The organism is Roseofilum halophilum BLCC-M91 (genome assembly GCF_030068445.1).
GTDB classification, from domain to species: Bacteria; Cyanobacteriota; Cyanobacteriia; order Cyanobacteriales; family Desertifilaceae; genus Roseofilum; species Roseofilum halophilum.
In genome coordinates, this window is sequence record NZ_JAQPOK010000053.1 from 1 (window position 1) to 17,190 (window position 17,190).

At 48.0% G+C, this 17,190-nt stretch carries 18 protein-coding genes; 14 read left to right on the forward strand and 4 right to left on the reverse strand.

The annotated features are described in order from the left end of the window. Positions 1–281: 281 nt before the first annotated feature. The 10 genes from PJF56_RS06470 to PJF56_RS06515 all read left to right on the forward strand — a co-directional run bounded on the left by PJF56_RS06470 (position 282) and on the right by PJF56_RS06515 (position 9,789). On the forward strand, positions 282–2,087 hold the full coding sequence (locus PJF56_RS06470) for a phosphodiester glycosidase family protein (protein ID WP_283761831.1): 1,806 nt from the start codon (positions 282–284) through the stop codon (positions 2,085–2,087). A gap of 34 nt (positions 2,088–2,121) precedes the next feature. Further along, on the forward strand, positions 2,122–2,727 hold the full coding sequence (locus PJF56_RS06475; protein WP_283761832.1) for a Uma2 family endonuclease: 606 nt from the start codon (positions 2,122–2,124) through the stop codon (positions 2,725–2,727). A 289-nt stretch (positions 2,728–3,016) separates the two neighbouring features. Further along, positions 3,017–3,466: a cupin domain-containing protein gene (locus PJF56_RS06480; RefSeq protein ID WP_283761833.1), complete on the forward strand. Its 450-nt coding sequence runs from the start codon at positions 3,017–3,019 to the stop codon at positions 3,464–3,466. A gap of 26 nt (positions 3,467–3,492) precedes the next feature. Further along, a complete protein-coding gene (locus PJF56_RS06485) occupies positions 3,493–3,825 on the forward strand; it encodes a HesB/IscA family protein (protein WP_283761834.1) in 333 nt (110 codons plus the stop codon). A 113-nt stretch (positions 3,826–3,938) separates the two neighbouring features. Further along, on the forward strand, positions 3,939–4,310 hold the full coding sequence (gene rpsL / locus PJF56_RS06490) for a 30S ribosomal protein S12 (protein ID WP_283761835.1): 372 nt from the start codon (positions 3,939–3,941) through the stop codon (positions 4,308–4,310). A gap of 129 nt (positions 4,311–4,439) precedes the next feature. Next, entirely contained in the window at positions 4,440–4,910 is a 471-nt protein-coding gene (gene rpsG, locus PJF56_RS06495) for a 30S ribosomal protein S7 (protein ID WP_283761836.1), read from the forward strand. Positions 4,911–5,114: 204 nt separating this feature from the next. Continuing rightward, positions 5,115–7,190 (forward strand): elongation factor G, encoded by a 2,076-nt coding sequence (fusA, locus tag PJF56_RS06500; protein WP_283761837.1) that lies wholly within the window; start codon positions 5,115–5,117, stop codon positions 7,188–7,190. Positions 7,191–7,334: 144 nt separating this feature from the next. Then, complete coding sequence (tuf, locus tag PJF56_RS06505; protein ID WP_283761838.1) at positions 7,335–8,564, forward strand: elongation factor Tu; 1,230 nt, start codon at positions 7,335–7,337, stop codon at positions 8,562–8,564. A gap of 116 nt (positions 8,565–8,680) precedes the next feature. Beyond that, entirely contained in the window at positions 8,681–8,998 is a 318-nt protein-coding gene (gene rpsJ / locus PJF56_RS06510; RefSeq protein ID WP_271936222.1) for a 30S ribosomal protein S10, read from the forward strand. Between the two features lie 146 nt (positions 8,999–9,144). Next, the gene (locus PJF56_RS06515; protein WP_283761839.1) at positions 9,145–9,789 is read left to right on the forward strand and encodes an LON peptidase substrate-binding domain-containing protein; all 645 of its coding nucleotides are present in this window, start codon (positions 9,145–9,147) and stop codon (positions 9,787–9,789) included. 62 nt (positions 9,790–9,851) lie between these two features. Here the strand turns inward: PJF56_RS06515 and pheA are convergent, their stop codons facing one another. Beyond that, positions 9,852–10,709: a prephenate dehydratase gene (pheA, locus tag PJF56_RS06520; RefSeq protein ID WP_347179468.1), complete on the reverse strand. Its 858-nt coding sequence runs from the start codon at positions 10,707–10,709 to the stop codon at positions 9,852–9,854. Positions 10,710–10,945: 236 nt separating this feature from the next. On the opposite strand from pheA, the gene PJF56_RS06525 reads away from it, so the two are divergent. Continuing rightward, the gene (locus PJF56_RS06525; RefSeq protein WP_283761841.1) at positions 10,946–11,536 is read left to right on the forward strand and encodes a DUF1997 domain-containing protein; all 591 of its coding nucleotides are present in this window, start codon (positions 10,946–10,948) and stop codon (positions 11,534–11,536) included. 12 nt (positions 11,537–11,548) lie between these two features. On the opposite strand, the gene PJF56_RS06530 is transcribed toward PJF56_RS06525, so the two are convergent. After that, complete coding sequence (locus PJF56_RS06530; RefSeq protein ID WP_283761842.1) at positions 11,549–12,121, reverse strand: ribonuclease HII; 573 nt, start codon at positions 12,119–12,121, stop codon at positions 11,549–11,551. 12 nt (positions 12,122–12,133) lie between these two features. After that, a complete protein-coding gene (gene rne, locus PJF56_RS06535; RefSeq protein WP_283761843.1) occupies positions 12,134–14,224 on the reverse strand; it encodes a ribonuclease E in 2,091 nt (696 codons plus the stop codon). A gap of 411 nt (positions 14,225–14,635) precedes the next feature. On the opposite strand from rne, the gene PJF56_RS06540 reads away from it, so the two are divergent. Next, complete coding sequence (locus PJF56_RS06540) at positions 14,636–14,806, forward strand: hypothetical protein (protein ID WP_283761844.1); 171 nt, start codon at positions 14,636–14,638, stop codon at positions 14,804–14,806. A gap of 209 nt (positions 14,807–15,015) precedes the next feature. Here the strand turns inward: PJF56_RS06540 and lipA are convergent, their stop codons facing one another. Beyond that, a complete protein-coding gene (gene lipA / locus PJF56_RS06545) occupies positions 15,016–15,939 on the reverse strand; it encodes a lipoyl synthase (protein WP_283761845.1) in 924 nt (307 codons plus the stop codon). A 290-nt stretch (positions 15,940–16,229) separates the two neighbouring features. Between lipA and PJF56_RS06550 the strand changes: the two genes are divergently transcribed. Together PJF56_RS06550 and PJF56_RS22095 are read left to right on the forward strand one after the other, a co-directional pair. Next, positions 16,230–16,835, forward strand: a complete 606-nt coding sequence (locus PJF56_RS06550; protein WP_347179469.1) for a response regulator — start codon at positions 16,230–16,232, stop codon at positions 16,833–16,835. A gap of 262 nt (positions 16,836–17,097) precedes the next feature. Beyond that, positions 17,098–17,190: helix-turn-helix domain-containing protein (locus tag PJF56_RS22095; RefSeq protein ID WP_347179470.1), on the forward strand; the 93-nt coding region annotated here is incomplete at its 3' end.

The following is a 17,190-nucleotide window of genomic DNA, read 5'->3' on the forward strand; positions in this document are numbered from 1 at the left end:
AAATAGATTTCTATAGAAGTCGCAATATTCGTCAATTACAGAGAGGGTCAGTTGGGCAGGTCGTGGTGCAATCATCGTTCCGATCAGGCTTTCAGCCTTTTTTCTTTATTATACTCTTCCCAGAGTGACAAAAGAGGGGTAGTTTTGCTCTTATTATCAACTGCTACTGAAGGGATTAGTTCAGCAACTTCTTCATCTATGCGGATGGATGTGAAAACCGGATGGAGAAGATAACGATTCTAAGGATATGATTTTAGTTAGGGTTGTGGAGTGTGCAATTGATGCTGTCATTATTTTATGCTTTGTTGTTGGGCGCTGGGATTTTTGCTAGTGCGAATGCGCTTCCAGTTAAGGGTTGTGAGGATGGGTTAACTCCAGGCTGTTCTGTATCGACTCTGGGTAGGGAGACATTCTTCGCCCAAAATCTGGTTGCACAAGGAAATCAAATTATTGTTAATGGTCAAACCTTACCCATTTCCTGGAAACAATGGCGAGAGAATAATCAAGTCCGGATTGCCATTAGTGATGTGGGTTTGGGGTCGGGTTTTGGGGTAGAGTTGCTGAGTACCTCGAATCCTACTCTACAACCGATTCAGTGGTATGGAGTACCGGGTAAAACTCGGTGGAGGCTTCCCGCTCAGGTGACCTCTACTGGGCGATATGTGGAGGTGACACAGTGGGTGCAAGAGTTGGGATGGCAGATGGTTCCCCAGGGGAATGTGCTGAGGGTACAAACGGGTTCGAGTCGGGTGTTGGGAATGCGTCAGGGTAAACAAACTTGGGGCGATCGCCTCGTCATCGCTCTCAACCAAGAAACCCCCGTACAAGTGAACCATGCTCCCGGAAAGACGGTGATTACTCTGGGGGCAGTGGCTTCTCCTGCTCTGTTCGATGCCTTTGAATCGAAGGCATCGAATGCCGTTGAGAGCATCAAGTTTACTCCGCAAGCTGGACGCACACAAATCGAAATTAACCTGAAAACTAAGCAAGTGCGCCCCGAAATTCTGACTCTCAATGCTCCCTATCGGTTGGCGATCGATTTCCGTTTGGATGCGACGATTCCTACTAAACAAATTCAATGGGCTTCAGGCATTCAATGGCGACAGCAAACGGTGACGATGGGATCGTCCCAGTTTCCGGTATTTTGGCTGCAAATTGACCCCCGAAATCCCCAGATCCAACTGCGTCCCATTCGCACCAATACCCAAGCTGCATCGGGGACTTCTCCCTTAGTGACTTTAGCCCGTCAATCTCAAGTGGCGGCGGCGATTAATGCCGGATTTTTTAATCGTAATAATCGCTTACCGTTGGGAGTCATTCGTGACAATGGAGAATGGATTTCTGGCCCGATTCTGAACCGGGGGGCGATCGCCTGGAACCACCGAGGACAATTTGTCATCGATCGCCTAACCCTCACCGAAACCCTCACCACCCAAGGCGGTCAGCGTTATCCCATTCTCTACCTGAACAGTGGTTATCTCAAACCGGGATTATCCCGCTATACCAGCGCTTGGGGAACTACCTATACGCCACTGAGCGATAATGAAACTATTATTTCTGTAAACGGCGATCGGGTCATCTCTCAAACCCAGGCAACCCAAGCCGGAACCGGCCAATTTCCCATCCCTCCCCAAGGATATCTCCTAGTCCATCGCGGCCAAACTCCCCCACCCTTTATCCCCCCAGGAAGCCCCCTGCAACTGCAAATTCGCTCATCTCCCGATCTCACCAATTATCCCTTTACCCTAGGCGCTGGCCCCCTGTTGGTGCAAAATGGTCGTATCGTCCTCAATGCCGAAAGAGAAGTCTTTAGCCAAGCTTTTATCCGTCAACAAGCCTCCCGGAGTGCGATCGGTGTAACCTCTAATGGCCAACTGATCCTCGCTGCCGTCCATGAGAGATCCTACGGCAAAGGCCCCACCCTCAGCGAAATCGCCCAAATTATGCAACGTCTGGGTGCAGTCGATGCCCTCAATTTAGATGGGGGCAGTTCCACCGGACTTTATCTAGGAGGAGAATTATTAGACCGCTCTCCCCGCAGCGCTGCCCGCATCCATAACGCATTAGGGGTCTTTCTCCAACCTTAAATTTCAGTTCACTACAAATGTTAACCGCTAAATTATGACCTACACTCCTACCACACTCCTAACCTTTGAGCAATTCATCGCTGACTATGGCGATGATTTTCGCTATGAATTAGCCGATGGAGAATTAATCGATATGGAACCGACTGGCCCCCATGAAACCGCCAGTGGTAAACTAGCCACCAAAATTGGAATTGCTATTACCCATGCCCAACAACCCTGGTTCATCCCTCGTACTTGCTTAATTCAACCGTTGGCCGATATTGCCACAGCTCGTCGTCCAGATGTTCTCGTGTTAGATGAAACCCTATTAGATCGCAAACCCCTATGGCAAAGAGAACCCATTATTACTTTGGGTCGATCGATTAAGCTGGTAGTAGAAGTAGTCAGTTCTAATTGGGAAAATGACTATGCTCGCAAAGTGGAAGAATATGCGCTCTTGGGGGTTCCTGAATATTGGATTGTGGATTTTCGGGGATTAGGGGGAACCGCATTTATTGGTAAACCGAAGCAACCCACATTTACGGTGTGTCAATTGGATGGAGAGGACTACAATCAACAGCAATATCGATTAGGAGAAGCGATTGTTTCTCCTTTATTGCCCGATTTACAGTTGCGATTAGATGATGTTTTACCCCGATAAAACAAGTGCGCTTCATTTTCTGCTCTCCACGGAGGAAATATCCAATCCTAGATATATCTTAATTTAAGAAGCGCAGGTTCAATAACAGTTGTAGGTTGGGCAAATGCTTAATATCAAATCCTTTTCTTGATTATCCTCTTGCCCCCTATCCCCCTATCCCCCCCCATTCTCACACCCTAACAGATGACACTCAACAGAGAAGATTGTTATGGTTAGCTAAGGGGCACACCTCTCCCCCTTTCGATTCTGCAACCCAAGATTTCTAATCTTCTACGGAGAAAAATCAATCATGGTACAAGCCTCAGAACGCCCAACCCTTAATTCAGAAAAACCGGAAGAGTCCCTTCCTAGCTCCTCTCCATCCTCCAATGGACTCTGCGAAGTGGGAGAACGTCCTTGGGGAACCTATACGGTATTGGAAGAAGGACAAGGCTATAAAATTAAACGCATCGAAGTAAAACCCGGTCATCGCCTGAGTTTACAGATGCACCACCATCGCAGCGAACATTGGATTGTGGTTTCAGGTACAGCAAAAGTAATCTGTGGCGAGAAAGAAATCATGGTTTACCAATACCAATCTACCTATGTTCCCCAAGGAAACGCCCATCGCCTGGAAAATCCCGGAGTGATTCCTTTGGTGCTGATCGAGGTGCAAAATGGGGAATATCTGGGTGAAGATGATATTGTCCGTTTCCAGGATGACTATGCCCGCAGTAACGGCAAAGATAGTAAAGTCTAAATTAGAGATGTTTTAATAGTCCCCCGATGATTCATTTAACCCCTGCTGCGGCCACAGAATTAAAACGGTTGCAAAGCCGATATCCCCAATCTACGCCTTGGGTGCGTTTTGAGGTGCAGACAGGGGGATGTGCAGACTTGAGCTATGAGATCCGGTTTGACTCGGAAAAACACGAAACCGATCAAGAGTATGCTTATGAGGCGATCGCCATTATCGTCGATCCTACCCAATTAACCTATCTGGATCACCTCAAAGTCGATTATTCTGATGATTTGATGGGTGGAGGATTTCGCTTCCATAATCCCAATGCCACCCAAACTTGTGGTTGTGGTCAATCCTTTTCCCTTGACTCCCCCTGAAACCCGAAGGATTAAGGCCTAAAAGGATTGACAAAAGGGGTCTTGATTTGGTAAAGTCAAAAATTGTCGTCAAAGTTGAACCAGAGACGGTTTATAGAAAACCTCCGTACCTTATGCCAACGATCCAACAACTCATTCGTACTGAACGTCAGAAAATAGAACGGAAAACCAAGTCCCCGGCCCTAAAGAGCTGTCCTCAGCGCCGTGGAGTCTGCACCCGTGTTTACACTACAACGCCTAAAAAACCCAATTCAGCCCTGCGTAAAGTGGCCCGTGTACGCTTGACCTCCGGGTTTGAAGTAACGGCCTATATTCCAGGAATTGGGCATAACCTTCAAGAACACTCCGTGGTCATGATTCGCGGTGGACGGGTGAAAGACTTGCCTGGTGTAAGATATCACATCATCAGGGGAACTCTGGATACCGCAGGCGTAAAAGATCGGCGGCAAGGTCGCTCCAAGTACGGAGCTAAACGACCTAAATAGTGGACTAAAAACGGTTTAATCGATCCACTCTATTGATTAAAGTCAACCGTTATAGCTTCCTATTTATTGTAACACCGATCGTGTAGATTTATACTGTAAACCCATTATTGAATTCTCAAACCTAAACCTATGTCTCGTCGAGGAGTATCTCATCACCGTTCTGTCCCTCCAGACTCGGTATATAACAGCCGCCTGGTTAGCATGACCATTCGGCGGATCATGGAGAGTGGCAAAAAATCTTTAGCCTCTCGTCTTCTGTATGATGCCTTCAAAATTATTGAAGAGCGTACCGGTTCTGATGCTTTAGTCCTGTTTGAAAAAGCAGTTAAAAATGCCACTCCATTGGTAGAGGTGAAAGCCAGACGGGTCGGTGGAGCCACCTATCAAGTCCCGATGGAAGTGCGCTCAGATCGGGGAATCAGCTTGGCTCTGCGTTGGTTAATCCGATTTTCTAGACAGCGTTCAGGCAATTCCATGGCCATGAAATTAGCCAATGAACTGATGGATGCGGCGAACGAAACCGGGAACACAATTCGTAAGCGAGAAGAAACTCATCGCATGGCTGAAGCGAACAAAGCGTTCGCCCACTATCGCTACTAAGGCATCCAGCCCACTATTCCAGCAAACTTTAAGCCCCCAAATCTTTAGCTCAAGGCCAATCTTTGGAGCCAAGTCTAGTCTAAAACCGGTTTAGACTAGATTTCTTCAGGAAGTCTTAAACGTTTGTCTTAAAAAAAGTATACAATTCTAAAAGAGCAGAAAAATAACCAATCAAGACTGCTTTTCAAGACCAAGGAGGTATCTGTGGCACGAAATATCCCGCTGGAGCGAATTCGCAATATTGGCATCGCTGCCCATATTGATGCGGGCAAAACAACAACAACTGAAAGAATCCTGTTTTACTCAGGCATCGTTCACAAAATTGGTGAAGTGCATGATGGAACAGCAGTGACTGACTGGATGGCCCAAGAACGCGAGCGCGGAATTACCATCACAGCAGCCGCCATTAGTACCAGTTGGAAAGACCATCAAATCAACATTATCGATACTCCAGGTCACGTGGACTTCACCATTGAAGTTGAGCGTTCCATGCGGGTATTAGATGGTGTCATTGCCGTATTTTGTTCGGTTGGGGGCGTTCAACCCCAGTCTGAAACCGTATGGCGGCAAGCCGATCGCTATAAAGTGCCCCGAATTGTTTTCGTCAACAAAATGGATCGCACAGGAGCGAACTTCTTCAAGGTATACGAACAAATAAAAGATCGTCTCCGGGCGAATGCTGTCCCCATTCAAATTCCTATTGGCTCAGAAGGCAATTTTAGAGGTATTGTAGACTTGGTGCGGATGCGTGCCAAGATCTATACAAACGATATCGGTACAGATATTGAAGAAACTGACATTCCTGAAGATGTCCTGGAACAAGCCCAAGAGTATCATGCCAAATTGATTGAATCCGTAGCGGAAACGGATGATGCTCTGACCGAAAAATATTTGGAAGGGGAAGAGCTAACCGAAGCAGAAATCCATAATGCTCTGCGCAAGGGAACCATTAACGGGACAATCGTTCCCCTGCTGTGTGGTTCAGCCTTCAAGAACAAAGGGGTACAACTGCTCCTGGATGCTGTGATTGACTACATGCCTGCTCCGATTGATGTGCTGGCGATTCAAGGAACCCTACCCGATGGTACTCCTACGGAACGCCAAGCCGATGATGAGCAGCCCTTCTCTGCCCTCGCGTTCAAAATCATGTCTGATCCCTATGGTCGGTTGACCTTTACACGGGTATATTCAGGCGTGCTGAAAAAAGGCAGCTATGTCATGAACTCGACTAAGGACAAGAAAGAGCGAGCCTCTCGGTTGATTATCCTCAAAGCCGATGAGCGGATTGAAGTCGATGAACTGCGATCGGGTGACTTAGGGGCAATTCTGGGTCTGAAAGAGACAACAACTGGGGATACCCTCTGTGATGGCAGCTCTCCCGTAATCCTGGAATCCCTGTTCATTCCCGAACCCGTGATTTCCGTGGCTGTAGAGCCGAAAACCAAACAGGACATGGAGAAGCTCTCCAAAGCCCTCCAATCCCTGTCAGAAGAAGACCCCACCTTCCGAGTCAGCATTGACCCGGAAACCAACCAAACCGTCATTGCCGGGATGGGAGAGCTACACTTAGAAATTCTCGTAGACCGTATGCTGCGGGAGTTCAAAGTGGAAGCCAATGTGGGTGCGCCCCAGGTAGCCTATCGGGAGACCATCCGTAAAGCGATCAAGGCTGAAGGTAAATTTATCCGCCAAAGTGGGGGTAAGGGTCAATATGGTCATGTGGTGATTGAGCTGGAACCGGGTGAATCGGGTAGCGGCTTTGAATTTGTCTCCAAAATTGTCGGTGGATCGGTACCGAAAGAGTACATAGGCCCTGCCGAGCAAGGGATGAAAGAAGCCTGCGAATCGGGTATCCTGGCTGGATACCCCTTGATCGATGTCAAGGCTACCTTAGTGGATGGTTCATTCCACGAAGTAGACTCTTCGGAGATGGCCTTTAAGATTGCTGGTTCTATGGCCATTAAAGAAGGGGTTACTAAGGCATCTCCCGTTCTTCTTGAACCCACTATGAAGGTAGAGGTGGAAGTTCCTGAAGACTTTCTTGGAGATGTGATGGGAGACCTCAATTCCCGTCGCGGCCAGATTGAAGGGATGGGTTCTGAAGATGGTCTGAGCAAGATCTCGGCTAAAGTTCCTCTGGCAGAAATGTTTGGTTATGCCACAGATATTCGCTCCAAAACTCAAGGACGTGGAATTTTTTCGATGGAATTTAGTCACTATGATGAAGTTCCTCGGAATGTGGCAGAAGCCATTATTGCCAAGAGCAAGGGAGAGTCATAAAATTCACTAGGACAATTAGAGTTGGTGACAGTTGAGGAATCAACTCTAATGTCCTAGTTCTCATCCCTTGACTGTCCTGACTGACGGTCAGAAAACGTTTACTTCGTCTTTTATCTAGTCAACATTAGGCACAATTAATTAGTTATGGCACGCGAAAAATTTGAACGGACAAAACCTCACGTTAACATTGGTACGATTGGTCATGTTGACCATGGTAAAACAACCCTGACGGCTGCGATTACCATGAGCTTGGGAGCTGCTGGCCAAGCCACAGCTAAAAACTACGAAGATATCGATGCGGCTCCAGAGGAGAAAGCGCGGGGGATTACCATTAATACGGCTCACGTGGAATATGAAACGGATAACCGTCACTATGCCCATGTGGACTGTCCTGGACATGCTGACTATGTGAAAAATATGATCACTGGGGCAGCGCAAATGGATGGTGCGATTCTGGTGGTTTCTGCGGCGGATGGCCCCATGCCCCAAACCCGCGAGCATATCCTCTTGGCTCGTCAGGTGGGTGTTCCTAATTTGGTGGTGTTCTTGAATAAGAAAGACCAAGTGGATGATGAGGAATTGTTAGAGTTGGTTGAGCTGGAAGTGCGCGAGCTTCTGAGTGATTATGACTTCGATGGTGACAATATTCCGATTGTTGCGGGTTCAGCATTGAAAGCTGTAGAAGCTATGGTTGCCGATCCGAAGACTGCACGGGGTAAGGATGAATGGGTTGATGCCATTTGGGAGTTGATGGATAATGTGGATAGCTTTATTCCAACTCCGGAGCGGGATGTGGATAAGCCTTTCTTGATGGCGGTGGAAGATGTGTTCACGATTACTGGTCGGGGAACGGTTGCCACCGGACGGATTGAGCGGGGTAAAATCAAACTTAATGAAGAGGTGGAAATCGTTGGCATTAAAGACACTCGGAAAACGACGGTAACGGGTGTGGAAATGTTTAAGAAATCTCTGGATGAGGGGATGGCTGGCGATAATGCGGGTCTCCTGCTTCGGGGGATGAAGAAAGAGGATATTGAGCGGGGTATGGTGTTGGCTAAACCTGGTTCGATTACCCCTCATACTGAGTTTGAAGCTGAAGTTTATGTGCTTAAGAAAGAAGAAGGTGGCCGCCATACTCCCTTTTTCTCGAACTATCGTCCTCAGTTTTATGTGCGGACAACGGATGTGACGGGTACGATTAAGTCGTTCACCGCAGATGATGGTAGTACGGCTGAAATGGTGATGCCTGGTGACCGGATTAAAATGAACGTGGAGTTGATCAATGCGATCGCCATTGAGCAAGGAATGCGTTTTGCGATCCGTGAAGGGGGCCGTACTATCGGTGCGGGTGTGGTCGCTAAGATCCTGAAATAGCTGGGTCTGAGTCCTTCGTTCATCTCGATTAAGCCCTTCCCTAAGTGAACCCTAAATCCATGGGGAAGGGTTTCTCTCTCAAAACTTTCACAGAACCTTGACAACTGTAAATAATTATGGCAACTCTACAACAACAAAAAATCCGTATTCGTCTGAAAGCGTTCGATCGCCGTCTCCTGGATACCTCTTGTGAAAAAATTGTCGATACGGCCAACCGCACAAATGCTACAGCCGTTGGCCCGATTCCTTTACCCACCAAGCGCCGGATCTACTGTATCCTGCGATCGCCCCACGTGGATAAAGACTCGCGGGAGCATTTTGAAACCCGTACCCACCGTCGTATTATTGATATTTACCAACCTTCCTCTAAAACCATTGATGCTCTGATGAAACTCGATCTGCCGGCTGGAGTCGATATCGAAGTGAAGCTTTAAGCACCCTTCCTTCCCCATTCCCTGGTTAAGGATCGATCCTGAAGATCGAGGTTAGGTTTTTGCACTCTCGAACAATGCGATAGACTAAAAGGTGTTTGTGCTATTTCCAGGTCTTTCTTTAGAGTCTCCAGAATAGGAAAATCACTATGACATCTTCTTCATCGATCGCCGTGCGAGAATTGCCTCTGTTTCCCTTACCAGAAGTCGTCCTCTTTCCAGGGAGACCCCTACCGCTCCATATCTTTGAATTTCGGTATCGGATGATGATGAATACCGTCCTTCAAACGGATAGTCGGTTTGGGGTGTTAATGTGGGACCCGCTCAAAAATGAAGCTGTTTCCGTCGGTTGCTGTGCAGAAATTATAAATTATCAACGCTTACCCGATGACCGTATGAAGATCCTCACCCTGGGACAACAACGGTTTCGAGTTTTGGAGTATGTACGAGAAAAACCCTATCGCGTAGGGTTGGTGGAATGGATTGAAGATCGATCCACCGATCGAGATTTGAGATCCTTGGCCACTGATGTGGAACAACTGCTTAAAGATGTGGTTCACCTGTCTTCTAAATTAACGGGTCAGGACATTGAATTACCCGACAATATCCCGACTTTGCCCACGGAATTATCTTACTGGGTTGCCAGTAACTTATATGGTGTGGCAGCAGAACAACAAGCTTTATTAGAAATGCAAAATACCGCCGAACGATTGGAGAGGGAAACAGAAATTCTGACTTCGACTCGTAATCATTTAGCGGCTCGCACGGTACTTAAGGATACGTTTAAGGAATGAGGAATAGCGGGGTAGGCAAAAGGCAAGAGGCAAAAGGCAAGAGGCAAAAGGCAAAAGTTTCTTTAAATATCGGTAACGGTATAGCTGCCAAAAATTTTTAAGACTTCTGTGTACTCTTCGAGTTGTTTCAGAGTCTCTTGGATGCTGGGTTCTCTGGCATCAACTTCAATATCAATAAAAAATAAATATTCCCCTAGCGATCGCTTGGTGGGACGGGATTCGATGCGGCTTAAGTTGATCCCTTGGCGGGCAAAAATTTCCAGGGGTTTGACCAACACTCCTGGAATATTGGGCAAACTAAAGGCGATCGAGGTATGGGTTTTGGGTTGGGAGGCAGGATTTAAACTCACATCAGTAGCTGTAGAGGTCATAACCCAAAAGCGAGTACAGTTATCTGGGCGATCGTTAATGGGATAGGCTAATACGGGAACTTGATAGAGTTTGGCGGCTCGTTGGGAGGAGATCGCTGCGATCGGTCGATTGGCCTGAAGATACTGAATCGATTCCGTGGTGGAGTTGGTGGGGATTAATTCGACTCCCGGTAAATGTTGCTCTAGCCACTCCTGACACTGGGCTAAGGCTTGGGGATGGGAATAGACGGTTTCAATCGCAGATAAGTCACTCACCTGAGAGAGGAGTCCATGGGTGATGGGCAAAACGTAGGCCTGCTGAATTTCTAAACCCTGTAATTGCCATACACTATCGAGGGTCATGGGAACGCTGCCTTCAATGGAATTTTCTACTGGGGCTAACGCCATATCGGCCTGCTGTTTGGCCACGGCCTGTAAGGTTTGGGCAATACTGGGATAGGGGCGCAACTGAGCCTCATAACCCTGAGCTTGAAGCTGTTGACAACAGGCGATCGCTGCTGCCTCTGAATAGGTTCCTCGCGGCCCTAAATAAGCAATAATAACCATGATTTCTCCTGATTTCATCGTGGGTCGTTAGAATTATTGAGGTTAGTCCATAAAAATTAACAATTCAATATAAATTATTCATACACAACACGGTATGATATCCGCAACTTAAATCCAGCATTTACAGTGCCAGAACCCCTCTCTATCGAATAGAGAGCGTTTTTTTAGGGTCTAGCCACGGGCTAGAATCTTGAGAATTTTGTAAAATATATTTACATTTGTAGATTAACTCCCACTCTATGACCACCCAATTTAGCGCCACTCAATCGGTTAACCTCAATGTTCCCGATCAACCCATTCCCATACAGCATTACCTACGGCAACCGAAACGTCTTGTCAATGCCTTAACGGCCCAAAGTCAAATTGAACATTTAAGTGACGAGCTGTTTCGGCTAAAAATGCGCCCTCTCACGTTCATGATGTTTACCTTCCAGCCTACGGTAGACCTGAAGGTTTGGGCAGATAGTCACGGAAATGTACAGTTGCAATCGGTGGGTTGTCATATTCGAGGGATTGAATATATTAATCAACGGTTTCATCTGGACTTAAAAGGTAAACTTTGCCCCCAACAGTGTGGCGATCGCACCACCCTTCACGGAAAAGCCAACTTAGTCGTACAAGTAGAACTTCCTCCTCCCTTGAACCTTACCCCACCCTATATCCTAGAAAATACGGGCAATGGATTACTCAGAAGTGTCCTCTTAACTATTAAACAGCGTTTGATGCACCAACTTCTATCAGACTATCGCCACTGGGTACACAATAGCCAGAATACTCAGACCGCCAATTCTGGGAACCTGGAAGCCTTGGTTAATCCCTATCAAGCCTAATCCACCTGGGAATTACTGGAGTTTAAACGATCGCCGATGCAAACAAGAGGGGCCAAACTCGGCGATCGCCAGGCGGTGTTTTTTCGTGCCATACCCCTTATTGTTCCTGAGATCGTATTGGGGAAACATTGGATCTAAGCGAGTGATTAATCGATCACGCCAGACCTTAGCGACAATGCTGGCAGAGGCGATCGCCACCTCCGTCTGGTCTCCCTTCACCACCGTCCTCTGAACCCCTGGCAACTGGGGAATCTCATGGCAGCCATCCACCAAACAAACCTGGGGAACCTCCCCCAATTTCAGCACCGCCCGCTTCATCGCCAACAACGAAGCCCGTAAAATATTCAACCGATCGATTTGAGCCACCGAAGCCACCCCTAATTGACAATCAAGAGCCAACTCTTGAATAACCTCTAATAACTGCTCTCGCTTTCGGTGGCTCAACCTCTTACTATCCGTCACCCCCAAACCCTGCAACCGATGGGCTACCTCTGGTGAGAGCATCACAGCAGCAGCCACCACGGGGCCGAAGAGCGAACCCCGGCCCACCTCATCAACACCTGCCACTCGAATGATCCGATCCAAAACAATGATGAATTAGTCTGAATCGGCAGAAGAGCGGCGACGACGACGGCGACGAGTTTCTGGAATCTCCTCTCCCGTCTCATCCTCGGAAACACTTCCTCGATCGGACTCTTCTTGCTGTGAAATTTGGGTACTCAGGTATTCCTGTGACCTAGTGGGAGACATCCATCCCCAACTTCCTTCTTCTTGAGCCACGGTTTCCGGATCTGGGGAAGCCTCCTCCTGAGTCTCTGGGGGGGGGGACACCAGAGTTGCAGTCGAACCACCCTCAGAATCATGGGAATCTACGGAATTGACCTCAATAATCGTTGCTTTGGGGTTTTTGCTTTCTCCATTGGGCAATAACACCAAGGGCGAAATACCCATTAAAGCATAGATATCTTGCTCTTCAGCAGTCATCGGAACCTTAACCACCTCTGGAGGAGCTTCTATGGCTCTTCCCCCGATACGTTTACGCGGGTTAGTCGGTTTATCCCAATAGTCTTTCCGAGAGGAAAAGCGAACATCAGAAGTTCGTGACCCTTCATGGAGCGTTGTGGCAGAAAAATCCGATCCACTGCCATAGGCTGGCTCACTATACCCATATCCTGCCTGATCTTTGGCATCCGGGCGGCGGCGGCGGGTGCGTCTGGCGATCGCCTCATCATCAGCAGAAAATCCTTCTCCCAGGTTCTCCATCCCCGAAGGGCTACCCAGGGCAGACGGCTCCCCATAACCCGAACCCGCTTCAGCATTAGAGTCAAACTCATTAGCAAAATCGGGTTTTAGGGTAGGAGCCGGAGTTTCTGAGGAGCGCAGATCTGGGGTGGGGGTTTCCCGTCCCACTGGATAGGAGCGATCCTGTAGAGCGGCAGGGGGGTCTTCTACTTCCCCTGGCAGAGCTGCCAAATGGCCTAAACCATTACAGGTTTTACAGGTATGGCCAAATAGCTCATAGATATTTTGTCCCTGGCGTTTACGGGTTAATTCCACCAAACCCAACTCCGACAGTTGAGCGACTTGGGGGCGAGCCTTATCAGCTAAAAGGGCTTCTTCAAAATGTTGCAGTACCCTTAACTGGTCTTTGCGGGAGTCCATGTCAATGAAATCGACGATAATCACCCCGGCAATATTGCGTAGACGCAGTTGGCGGGCAATTTCTGTGGCTGCTTCGCAGTTCGTCCACAGCACGGTTTCGCGGGCCGTGGCCGAACTGGTAAAGGAGCCAGAGTTGACATCAATCACCGTTAAGGCTTCCGTTGGCTCAATAATCACATAGCCTCCAGAAGGCAAATCGACCCTCGGTTTCAGGGCTTCCCGAATGGCCGCATTCACCCGGAAATATTCCAAAATCGAGGTTTTTTCCCGGTGATGGTCAATGAGGATACCCGGCGGGGTTTTTCCGCCATTCCAGTTCATGATTTGTTGTTTCACCCGCTTGAGTCCGGTATGGGAGTCCACCACAATGCGATTGACATCATTGCTGTACATATCCCGGAGAACGCGGACAATAAAATCATCATCTCGACCCAACAGAGCTGGGGGAGAGGCGGAACTTGCTTCGGCTAAAATCGATTCCCACCGACCCAGTAATTCTTCTAGGTCTTCCATGATCGCTTCTTCGGCCATGGATTGGGCTTCGGTACGGACGAGTAAGCCCATTCCCGTGGGTTTAATTAGGATCGCCAGGGCCCGTAGGCGCGATCGCTCCTGAGACCCCATAATCCGCCGGGATAGGTTCACCCCCCGTCCATAGGGCATCAGCACCAGATAGCGACCGGGCATAGTAATATTACCCGTCAACCGGGGCCCCTTAGAACCCGTAGGCTCTTTCATCACCTGTACCAGAACCTTTTGTTGGGGAACCAGTAGCTCCGTAATCGTTCCTGACCCCCGTTTGAGCCTCAGAGGGCCAAGATCGGTGACATGAATAAATCCATTTCTTTGAGCATCGCCAATATTCACAAAGGCCGCATCAATACCTGGCAGGACGTTCTCTACGCTACCAAGGTAAATGTCTCCGACTTGATGACTTCCTGTGGCGACTACAAGTTCTTGAATTTGATCTTCTTCAAAAACAGCAGCTAATCTATGCTGCTCGGCGATAATAATTTGCTTTGGCATCCAATTTCCTCAAATTATGCATGTCAGTAATAGGTAAGCAGCTTACGCATTCCATTTGTCTCGCTGGTGTTCTGGGTTGCTCGTCGCAAGCCGATCGCAGGGGAGAAAGAGCATCACCCAGGTTTACTGCACAACCGGCGGGCATGTTTCTTATAATTTAGCCTGAACAATCGGTCATGGGACTCAAACACGAGACCCAATCACGTTAGGGGTTCTCTGTCCCTCATGTGCGATCGCCAAAAACTGTGACCTAATTGTGAGGTCATAAATAGCTATTGTATCAAACTCTGAGTTCAGGCAAGAGACAAAAGGCAAAAGGACATAAGAACGTCCTGTGATATCTTTCCGGAAATGAGTGTGCTATGATCGGTAAAGTTGACTCAAAATACCCAAGCAAAAAACGGAGGGCTTATGAGACTCAAACGATGGGAATCTCCCCGCCGTAAGGGGAGAAACGATAAAGGAAAAGGCGGATCGGCCCGTCAACGACAACTGAAAAAACAAACCCAAATGCTACGCAAGCGCTTAAAGGGTGAACCAGGGAAGGGAGAATGTAATGTTCTCCCTTCTTTTGGTTTATAGCCCTCGGCACTGGTAATCGGAGGAGTCAATGAATTTGATCCGCCCAGTGAAATTCTTTTGCTACCATTACCAATAAACAGATAAGATATCTGGATTAAGGTTTTAGGAGTGCGGGCATCTTGCCCGCTTGTTAATCCATTTTCATGTCCGCTTGCGGAAACCGGATTTGATATAAGAATAGTCGTTTATTCTCTATCTCCCACTCCCTACTAGGCCTCTTGTCCTGCATGGTAGGAACTGCGAACTAAGGGCCCGGAACGGACATGATTAAAGCCCATTTTCTGGGCAATTTCGCCTAATTTCTCGAATTCGTCAGGATGCCAATAGCGCTGTACCGGGAGATGATCCAGGGAAGGGCGCATATATTGACCGAGGGTGAGGCGATCGCAATTTATAGCCCGTAAATCCTCCAAAGTCTCCAAAACTTCCGCCTCCGTTTCCCCATGGCCCAACATTAACCCGGATTTGGTGGGAATATCAGGATTCACCTCTTTCACCCAGCGCAGCACATCCAACGAGCGCTCATACTTCGCCCCTCGGCGCACGGGACGCTGCAACCGTCTCACGGTTTCAATATTATGGTTATAACAAGCCGGAGTTGCTTCAGCCACCTGAACCACTAAATCCCGTTGGCCGCGAAAATCAGGGGTTAACACCTCAATTTCCGTTCCCGGATTCACTTCTCGCACCCGCTCCATAGTCTTCACAAACCATCCAGCCCCTTGATCCGGTAGATCGTCGCGAGCAACGGAAGTCAACACCACATACTTTAAGCCCAACAATTGCACCGATTCAGCAATTTTATCCGGTTCCTCCGGATCGAGGGGCATCGGTGCATGGCCCTTATCCACCTGACAAAAGGCACAAGCACGGGTACAGGTGGGCCCCATGAGTAAAAAAGTTGCCGTTTTTTGGCTGTAACACTCAGCCCGGTTGGGACATCGCCCTTCCTCACAAATGGTGTGAATCTGCCGTTGCTTAATGATTTTTTGTACCGTGGACAGCTCGCTGGCCTTACCAATGGGACGACGTAACCAAGGGGGAAGCGTCGCTAAGGGCGATCGCACTTCCTCTTGGCTAGAAGCCTGTGCAGCAGGAGCAGTAACCGATCCGTGAGACTTGTTAGCATTCATAGTTAACGATAAGTAAGGTTCTCAAACGACTCCAGTGATTAGGGTCAGAATTCTATTATCATTGATAAATAAGGTAGAAGAGAGAGTGATTACCCTTGTGTTCTTCAATTATCATACAGAAACCCCGATCAGTGATGATTGGGAATCCCCGCGTCTTTAGACCGGGGAGAAGTCAAGAGCGTTCACTCACTCCGTGTCTCTTCTGGATTTACCTCGAAATCTGAACACCACCGTTCAATCCACTGCTCAATTCAGGATTACTATTCAATCGTCACCCTCTCAAGGAGTTCATCGTGGGACATAAAATTCTAGTCATTGATGATAGTCGTGTCATCAGAGCGCGAGTCAAGGATATGTTACCTAAAGGTAACTTTGAAGTCGTCGAAGCCAAAGATGGCGAAGAAGGACTCAACTGCATCCGCCAAGAACAGCCTAACTTGATTATGCTCGATTTCCTCTTGCCCAAAGTGAGCGGATTTGAGGTGTTTCAACAAATTCAGAATGATGGCCATTTGCGTAAAATTCCTTTGGTCTTGATGTCAGGACGCAAGGAAGAGGTTACGGAAAAAATTAAAGAACCCTTTGAATTTTGGGAATTTATTGAAAAACCCTTTGAACAAAAACAGTTGGTTAATGCGATTAAGTCGGCTATGGCCAAAGCCAAAAAGACGCGGCCGCCTTTAGAAAGCGAAGGAGCAGCCGGATCGCCAACCCAGACTCCTTCAGATGGGGCTGCCTCATCTGGAGCATCTGGGGCAGAGATTGCCGCTCTGAAAGAGCAGATTGCCAAAATGCAGGCAGAAATTAACGCGCTCAAGAAACAAGTGGCTCAAATCGAACCCTTGAAGCAGCAGGTGGTGAAGATTTTCAACTTTGTCAAGCAAAAAGTGAAATAAGGGAACCGATTACCCATTAACCATTACCTATTACCTATTACCGCGCGAAGCGCTATACATTTAACTAATTCACCGTAAGTCCCCTACTGAATTCGGTACTCCGAATCAGTGGCGGGATATAAGGCGGGCTGCAACGATTGTATCTCCGACCCATACCCCAAGGCGAGAGAGGAGAGATATGAGGAGTAGCCAAATATTGCCGCAATCATTTTACACTGAAATTGTATAGAATAGTAATAGGTCGATACTTGGAGAAAATTAGATGAGACGACAAGCAGTAAAAGTCAGGCTCTACCCCACAGACGAACAAATTCAAGTGTTAGCTCAACATTTTGGATGTGCGCGTTGGTGGTGG

What these genes read in the sequence shown, in the direction of transcription:
- PJF56_RS06470 (WP_283761831.1), top strand. Translation starts at nt 282, where the DNA reads ATGCTGTCATTATTTTATGCTTTGTTGTTGGGCGCTGGGATTTTTGCT.
- PJF56_RS06475 (WP_283761832.1), top strand. Translation starts at nt 2,122, where the DNA reads ATGACCTACACTCCTACCACACTCCTAACCTTTGAGCAATTCATCGCT.
- PJF56_RS06480 (WP_283761833.1), top strand. Translation starts at nt 3,017, where the DNA reads ATGGTACAAGCCTCAGAACGCCCAACCCTTAATTCAGAAAAACCGGAA.
- PJF56_RS06485 (WP_283761834.1), top strand. Translation starts at nt 3,493, where the DNA reads ATGATTCATTTAACCCCTGCTGCGGCCACAGAATTAAAACGGTTGCAA.
- rpsL (WP_283761835.1), top strand. Translation starts at nt 3,939, where the DNA reads ATGCCAACGATCCAACAACTCATTCGTACTGAACGTCAGAAAATAGAA.
- rpsG (WP_283761836.1), top strand. Translation starts at nt 4,440, where the DNA reads ATGTCTCGTCGAGGAGTATCTCATCACCGTTCTGTCCCTCCAGACTCG.
- tuf (WP_283761838.1), top strand. Translation starts at nt 7,335, where the DNA reads ATGGCACGCGAAAAATTTGAACGGACAAAACCTCACGTTAACATTGGT.
- rpsJ (WP_271936222.1), top strand. Translation starts at nt 8,681, where the DNA reads ATGGCAACTCTACAACAACAAAAAATCCGTATTCGTCTGAAAGCGTTC.
- PJF56_RS06515 (WP_283761839.1), top strand. Translation starts at nt 9,145, where the DNA reads ATGACATCTTCTTCATCGATCGCCGTGCGAGAATTGCCTCTGTTTCCC.
- PJF56_RS06525 (WP_283761841.1), top strand. Translation starts at nt 10,946, where the DNA reads ATGACCACCCAATTTAGCGCCACTCAATCGGTTAACCTCAATGTTCCC.
- rne (WP_283761843.1), bottom strand. Translation starts at nt 14,224, where the DNA reads ATGCCAAAGCAAATTATTATCGCCGAGCAGCATAGATTAGCTGCTGTT.
- PJF56_RS06540 (WP_283761844.1), top strand. Translation starts at nt 14,636, where the DNA reads ATGAGACTCAAACGATGGGAATCTCCCCGCCGTAAGGGGAGAAACGAT.
- lipA (WP_283761845.1), bottom strand. Translation starts at nt 15,939, where the DNA reads ATGAATGCTAACAAGTCTCACGGATCGGTTACTGCTCCTGCTGCACAG.